Raw genomic sequence first — 6,543 nt, 5'->3', positions numbered from 1 at the left:
AATGATCAGCGAGCGCAGCGTCACCGTCCAGTACAGCGGATCGGACACCACGGTGACGAAATTCGCGACGGTGAAACCGGCGCCGAGCAGCGAACCGTCATTGCCGCGGAAGGCGAGGAAAAGCACGAGGCCAAGCGCAAACAGGATCAGCAGCAAGGTGACCAGCGCGCCCGGCAGCAGCATGGCGACCCGGAAGCCCTGGGAAGACCGGGCCTCTGGCGCTGATGTGGCAACTAGGGTCGACATCGACCTGCCTATTGGGAAATTTGAAATTGGCTTAGAGTTTTTCATATTCATGAAACTGTCAAGCAGAATCCCCTAACGGAGCCCCAAGGGGATGAAGCGCCCTGGTCAGCGCTCCAACGCATCGAGCAGGCGATACCAAGCGATGGTCGCGGCGACGCCGACCTGGCGGAAGGCGTGAAACGGGATCGGCCGGATCGGCGAGACCGGGAAAGGCAATTGCCTGGCGTCGCCACTTTGGAGGTAGCTGGCGATGCGCTCGCCAAGCGCAGTCATCAGGCCGACACCACGACCCTGGCAGCCGACCACGGCGAGCAGGCCTTTCTCCGGCTCGTGGATGTGCGGCAGGTGGTCCGGCGTCATCGCAACCCGGCCGAACCAGCGCTTCTCGATGGGAACGCCGGACAGCGAGGGATAGAGCCGTACCAGCGCGTGCTCGAGATGCGCCCAGTCGCCGGCGCTCGTCGGCAGCGCCATGCGGCCCCGTCCGCCAAGCACCAGCCGGCCGTCGGCGCTCTTGCGGTAGTAGACGAGGATGCGCCTGGAGTCCGACACCGCCTGCCCTTCCGGCAGGATCGTGGCCGCCAGATTGGACGGCAGCGGCGCTGTGGCGATCTGAAAGGAATGCAGCGGCACGATCGTCTGGGCGAGACCGGGGATCAGACCGTCCGTATAGGCGTTTGTCGCCAGCACGACCGCCTTTGCCTGCAATTCCAGGCCATTTTCGATCAAAATACGCCAAACACCGGCGGCATTGGCGAGCCGCACGACCCTTTGGCGCTCTGCTATCCTCACGCCAGCCGCGGTCGCGACCCGGGCAAGTTCAGACGTGTAGGCGAGCGGATCGATCACACCGGCGCGGCGGTCGAGCCAGCCGCCGAGATAACCCTGTGCGCCGGTCCTGGCTGCGGTCTCCTCTGCGTTCAGCAACCGGACGTCGGCACCGCGCGCGTGCCATTGCCGGTCGCGGTTCGTCGCCGCCTTCAGCGCGGCCCCGGTGTGCGCCGCCTGGATCCAGCCATTTCGAACGAACGGCACCGCCAGCTTCTCGTCGCGGATCAGCTCGAACACCGCGTCGGCGGTCGACGCCGCGAAATTGACAAGCGCCTCGCCGCGCTCCGGGCCAAAATGCTCCAGCAACCATTCCGGATCGTATTTCAGGCCGGGAATGACCTGGCCGCCATTCAAGCCTGATGCGCCCTGGCCGATCTCGCCGGCGTCCAGCACCTGCACCGACAGGCCAAGCCGGGCGGCATGCAAGGCAGTCGACAAGCCCATGATGCCACCGCCAACGATGGCGAGATCGACCCGTTCGCCATTGGGAAGCGATTGAAACGTGAAAGCTGCCTGCGGCCTGCGCCAGATGGGATCGGAGAATGCTGTCGCCAAGGGTCACCTGAATGCGCTGCGATTGGTGAAAATCCTAGTCAGAATTTCACAATTTTGAAAGAGCACCATGGCTTTCGCCTGTGGACTGCCGCCGAGACGACCGGAGACCCAGAGTTCCGATCGCCTGCGACGGGATAGACCTTTGATGGGAATCCGGTGAAAGTGCCACGCCGATCCGGCTAGCCCACATTGTCGATCACTTCACCACATTGTCGATCACTAAGAGGACAGAGCGCCATGACGAACCCGACCCACCTGCCCAGCGAGGGCCTTTTTGTCGGACGCGCCAGAAGCAGCGGTGCTGCATACCCGCTGGTCGTCACGGTTCGCGATGGCACGGTCTTCGACATCACCTCGCGTACGGCACCGACCATGCGCGACCTTTGCGAGATGGCCGACCCGGCTGGGCATGTCCGCTCGGCCGAAGGCAGACCGATCGGTTCGCTCGATGACATCGCCGCCAACAGTTTTGAAACTGGGCGCGATCCAGCAAAACCCTACCTGCTCTCCCCGGTCGACCTGCAGGCGGTCAAGGCATCGGGCGTCACCTTCGTCGTCAGCCTGCTGGAACGGGTGATCGAGGAACAGGCGCGTGGTTCGGCTGAAAAAGCCGATGCCATCCGCGCCGACATTGCCGGACTGATCGGCCACGACCTGTCGAAGCTGAAGCCCGGTTCGCCCGAAGCGATGGAGATCAAGGCCAAGCTGATTTCGCGCGGCGCCTGGTCGCAATATCTGGAAGTGGGCATCGGCCCCGATGCCGAGATCTTCACCAAGTGCCAGCCGATGGCCTCGGTGGGCTTCGGCGCCGATGTTGGGCTGCACCCGGTGTCGACCTGGAACAATCCGGAACCCGAGATCGCCATGATCGCCGCCTCCAGCGGCAGGATCGTCGGCGCCACTATCGGCAACGACGTCAATCTGCGCGACGTCGAAGGGCGTTCGGCGCTGCTGCTCGGCAAGGCCAAGGATAACAATGCCTCGGCCTCACTTGGCCCCTTCATCCGCCTGTTCGACGAGAAATTCTCCATCGATGACGTCAAGCGCGCCGTCGTGCGCCTGAAAGTCGAGGGCGAGGACGGGTTCTCGCTGGAGGGCGCAAGCTCGATGGCCGAGATCAGCCGCTCGCCGGAGGAACTGGTCGCCGCGGCCATGGGGCCGCACCACCAGTATCCGGACGGGCTGGCGCTCTATCTCGGCACCATGTTCGTTCCGTCCAAGGATCGCGGCGAGAAGGGCAAGGGATTTACCCACAAGGTCGGCGACATCGTCACCATCTCGTCGGAAAAATTCGGCGCGCTGGTCAACCGCGTGCAGCTGTCGCCAGACTGCCCGCACTGGACCTACGGCGCCAGCCATCTGATGCGGGAGCTGGCGAAGGCCGATCTTATTTAGCCAAGCCTTGGCCCAGGGCCACCATCAACGCAATGTTGGCGCCTTATTACTCGTGACCTCGTCGGACTGGAATCCAATGACGATACTTGATGTTCGCCGGCACACCATGAGGCGCAAGCCTGGCGCGCACCTTTCTCGAGAAGGAATCGAACTAGCGCGGTTTGTAGCCCAAGGGGCTGACTCTTATGAACTTGTTGTCACAAGCGAAATTCCACGGGCAATCGAAACCGCAATTGCGATGGGTTTCGAAGTAAATGAGTTGATTGCCGAACTTGGAATTCTTCCCAAAAATATACTCGAAACGATCTCGTGGCCGAGCCCGTTGGCGGAGGTAGAACGTGTACTCCGATCGGACGTAGACTGCATTGCATTTGCTAACACCCAAGTGCGACTGTGGACGAGCATAGCTGCCCGAGTTCCCAACGAAGCGACGGGCTTATTGGTGACGCACGGTGGGATCATCGATCTCGGCGTTGTCGCGTTCCTGATGGCCAGCAAACGTCCTATCGAGGGAGAAGCCATCGGATACTGCGAGGGGCTCCGATTAGAGTTCACCAGCGGAAGACTCACCAATGCCGAAATGCTGCGAGTGCCCGAGCATCTGCATTTGTCGGATACCTAACGGAACAAATCGCCTTGCTCGCCTGGCGGCCGATCGGCTGTGGAGCAACCTGCGCGCCGACCATGACGAGGACTATCTGCTCGGCTAGCCTCGACATCAATTATCCGACAGTCGGAAAATCACCTCAACTGATGCAATCTGATGGGACGGCTGATGACGCCCCGTCAGGCGCCCACTACACCTGCAGATGGAGGCCTGGCAGATGGAGGCTTGCCATCCGTCGAAAAAGGGGATGCTCTGACGCATTCAATCGGCACTGGCAAAAGACGCAGAACAAGGGAACGGATTTTGAACTGACGATCTACAAACGGGAGGAAATCAAATGCTGACACGGCTAAGACTCGTTCTATACGGCCTGTTGGTGGCGCTGATGGTGGTACCAGCAGCGGCACAGGCCAAGACGTTCTACTGGATTTCGCATGGCGGTCCGGCCGATCCGGTCTGGACCTACTTCCTGGCCGGCGCCAAGCAGTGGGCCAAGGACACCGGCAACACGGTCAACACCTCGTTCCACAACGGCGATGTCGCCTCGCAGCAGGAAGCGGTTCGCGCCGCCCTCTCCGCCAAGGCCGATGGCATCGTCACCACGAGCCCCGATCCGGGCAGCCTGATCGAGATCGTCAAGGAAGCGCGTGCGGCGAAAGTGCCGATCATCAATTTCAACACGCCTGATCCGAAAGCCGATTTCAACGCCTATGTCGGCGGCGACAATGTCACCTTCGGCAAGCATTGGGCACAGTATCTGGTCGACAAAGGCCTGGTGAAGAAGGGCGACTTCGTCTGGATGCCGGTCGAAATCCCCGGCGCCACCTATGGCGTGCAGGAAGAGGAAGGCATCAAGAGCGTCTTCGAGCCGCTCGGCATCACCTATGAAATCACGGAAGCGACGCTTGATCAGGCTGAAGTGATCAACCGCATGGTCGACTACCTCACGGCGAACAAGGCCAAGGTCAAGGCGATCATCGGCCTAGGCGACCTCGTCACCGGCTCGATCAAGCGGGTGTTCGACCAGGTCGGCATCAAGCCGGGCGAAATCCCGGTCGTCGGCTGGGGCAATTCGCTCGACACCACCCAGGAAGTGCTGAACGGCTATGTCAATGCCGGCCAGTGGCAGGACCCGCAGGCGACCAGCTATGTCGCGCTTTCGCTGGCCAATATGGCCGCCGGCGGCATTCCTCCGGGCTTCAACGTCATCACCGGCGCGCTCTATGAAAAAGACACCGCGCAGATCTACGACGACATCCTGTCCGGCAAGTAACATCCAATCTCAACAGTCGCGGCCGCCCAACGGTCGCGACTGGCTCTCCATTTCGCCGAGCCCTTCGCACGCGATGTGCAACGCTCAGCCTTCCACTCATGTCGCGGATTGCCTGTGGAAAATCATTCGCTCGTCCCACGCCTGATCGCACGGCCGGAATTCGGCCCTTTCGTGCTGCTCGTCGTCGAGATCGCCGTTTTCTGGAGTTTCAACCACGACTTCCTGTCGCCGCAGAACATCTCCAACACGCTGGCTTTCACGGTCGAGCTCGGCCTGATCGCGCTGGCGATGACGCTGTTGATGACGTCCGGCGAGTTCGACCTCTCGGTCGGCTCCCTGTTCGGCTTCTCGCCGGTCTTGATGTGGACCCTGTTCAACAGCGGCCTGACCTCGCTCGAAGCCGGCTTTGTCGCCGCGCTGCTGGTCGCCGCCTTCATCGGGCTGGTCAATGGCTGGTTCGTGACGCAGCTCAAGATCCCATCCTTCCTGGTGACGCTCGGCATGCTGCTGGTGGTGCGCGGCACCGCCCTTTTCGTCACCGACGGTTTTCCCCAGCGCACCTGGAGTGCGGAGGGCAGCTGGCTGGCGGAAGCGCTGGTCGGCGACTTCTTCATCGGCCCGTTCCGCATCTACATGTCACTGTTCTGGTTCATCGCCGCGGCGATCGCGCTCGGCTATGTGCTGACGCAAAGCCGCACCGGCAACTGGATCCAGGCGGCCGGCGGCAACCCGAGCGCGGCGCGGGCGCGCGGCGTCAATGTCAGCGGGGTCAAGATCGGCCTGTTCGTGCTGTCGTCGGTCATGGCCTCGCTTGCCGGCGTCATCTCTTCGTTGCGCACGTCCGCCGCCAACCCCAACAGCGGTACCGGCTATGAGTTGGAAGTCATCGCCATGGTGGTGATCGGCGGTACCGCACTTACCGGCGGGCGCGGCACGATCATCGGCACCGTGCTCGGCATCCTGATCCTGCGCGTGATGCGCAACGGCATCGTGCTGATCGGCGTGCCTGGTCTTGCCTATAACATCTTCATCGGTGCCATCATCCTCGGCATGATGGCACTGCATTCATGGCTGGAACGCCGGCATCAGGCGGGGACTTGAACCATGGCCGAGCCACTGATCCGCATGACGAACATCCGCAAGTCCTACGGCCGCGTGCAGGCGCTGGAGGATGCCAATTTCCATGTCAATGAACGGGAGATCGTCGGCTTGCTCGGCGACAACGGCGCCGGCAAGTCGACGCTGATCAAGGTGCTTTCGGGTGCCGTTCCGCTGACCAGCGGCGATATCTTCATCCGTGGCAAGAAGGTGAGCCTGCGCAGCACCAGCGACGCCATCGCCCATGGCATCGAGACGATCTACCAGGACTCCGCACTGGTCACGCAACTGTCGATCGCCCGCAATCTGTTCCTCGGACGCGAGCCGATCAAACCGCCGCGCTTCCTCAACCGGATGGACCAGGAGGCGATGAACACGGTTGCCCGCGACCTGCTCAAGCAGGTCGGCATCTCGAAGAACATCCCGCCGACGACGCCGATCGGTTCGCTCTCCGGCGGCGAGCGTCAGGCGGTGGCGATCGCGCGCGCCATGCATTTCGACAGCGACCTGATCATCCTCGACGAGCCCACCAACAATC

At 62.1% G+C, this 6,543-nt stretch carries 6 protein-coding genes and 1 pseudogene; 5 read left to right on the top strand and 2 right to left on the bottom strand.

Features of this window, described 5'->3' with window-relative positions:
- Positions 1–246, bottom strand: a pseudogene (locus tag EN991_RS18455) (ABC transporter permease); the annotation flags it as partial.
- A gap of 105 nt (positions 247–351) precedes the next feature.
- A complete protein-coding gene (locus EN991_RS18450) occupies positions 352–1,632 on the bottom strand; it encodes an FAD-dependent oxidoreductase (protein WP_127369270.1) in 1,281 nt (426 codons plus the stop codon).
- A gap of 237 nt (positions 1,633–1,869) precedes the next feature.
- Here EN991_RS18450 and EN991_RS18445 point away from each other — a divergent pair, with 237 nt between their 5' ends.
- The 5 genes from EN991_RS18445 to EN991_RS18425 all read left to right on the top strand — a co-directional run.
- Positions 1,870–3,027, top strand: coding sequence for a fumarylacetoacetate hydrolase family protein (locus tag EN991_RS18445; protein ID WP_063167634.1), 1,158 nt, complete (start codon positions 1,870–1,872; stop codon positions 3,025–3,027).
- Positions 3,028–3,103: 76 nt separating this feature from the next.
- Positions 3,104–3,649 (top strand): hypothetical protein, encoded by a 546-nt coding sequence (locus EN991_RS18440; RefSeq protein WP_064995104.1) that lies wholly within the window; start codon positions 3,104–3,106, stop codon positions 3,647–3,649.
- Positions 3,650–3,971: 322 nt separating this feature from the next.
- Positions 3,972–4,907: a substrate-binding domain-containing protein gene (locus tag EN991_RS18435; protein WP_013532868.1), complete on the top strand. Its 936-nt coding sequence runs from the start codon at positions 3,972–3,974 to the stop codon at positions 4,905–4,907.
- Positions 4,908–5,021: 114 nt separating this feature from the next.
- Positions 5,022–6,008, top strand: a complete 987-nt coding sequence (locus EN991_RS18430) for an ABC transporter permease (RefSeq protein WP_013532869.1) — start codon at positions 5,022–5,024, stop codon at positions 6,006–6,008.
- Positions 6,009–6,011: 3 nt separating this feature from the next.
- A partial coding sequence (locus EN991_RS18425) for an ATP-binding cassette domain-containing protein (protein WP_164769176.1) occupies positions 6,012–6,543 on the top strand: 532 nt, incomplete at its 3' end.

It is taken from the genome of Mesorhizobium sp. M7A.F.Ca.US.005.03.2.1 (assembly GCF_003997795.1).
GTDB lineage: Bacteria > Pseudomonadota > Alphaproteobacteria > Rhizobiales > Rhizobiaceae > Mesorhizobium > Mesorhizobium ciceri.
The sequence above is the reverse complement of the archived record's forward strand: the minus strand, read 5'-3'. Positions and strand labels throughout refer to the sequence as shown.

Coding starts and splice junctions, on each gene's coding strand:
- EN991_RS18445 (WP_063167634.1), top strand. CDS start 1,870: ATGACGAACCCGACCCACCTGCCCAGCGAGGGCCTTTTTGTCGGACGC.
- EN991_RS18440 (WP_064995104.1), top strand. CDS start 3,104: ATGACGATACTTGATGTTCGCCGGCACACCATGAGGCGCAAGCCTGGC.
- EN991_RS18435 (WP_013532868.1), top strand. CDS start 3,972: ATGCTGACACGGCTAAGACTCGTTCTATACGGCCTGTTGGTGGCGCTG.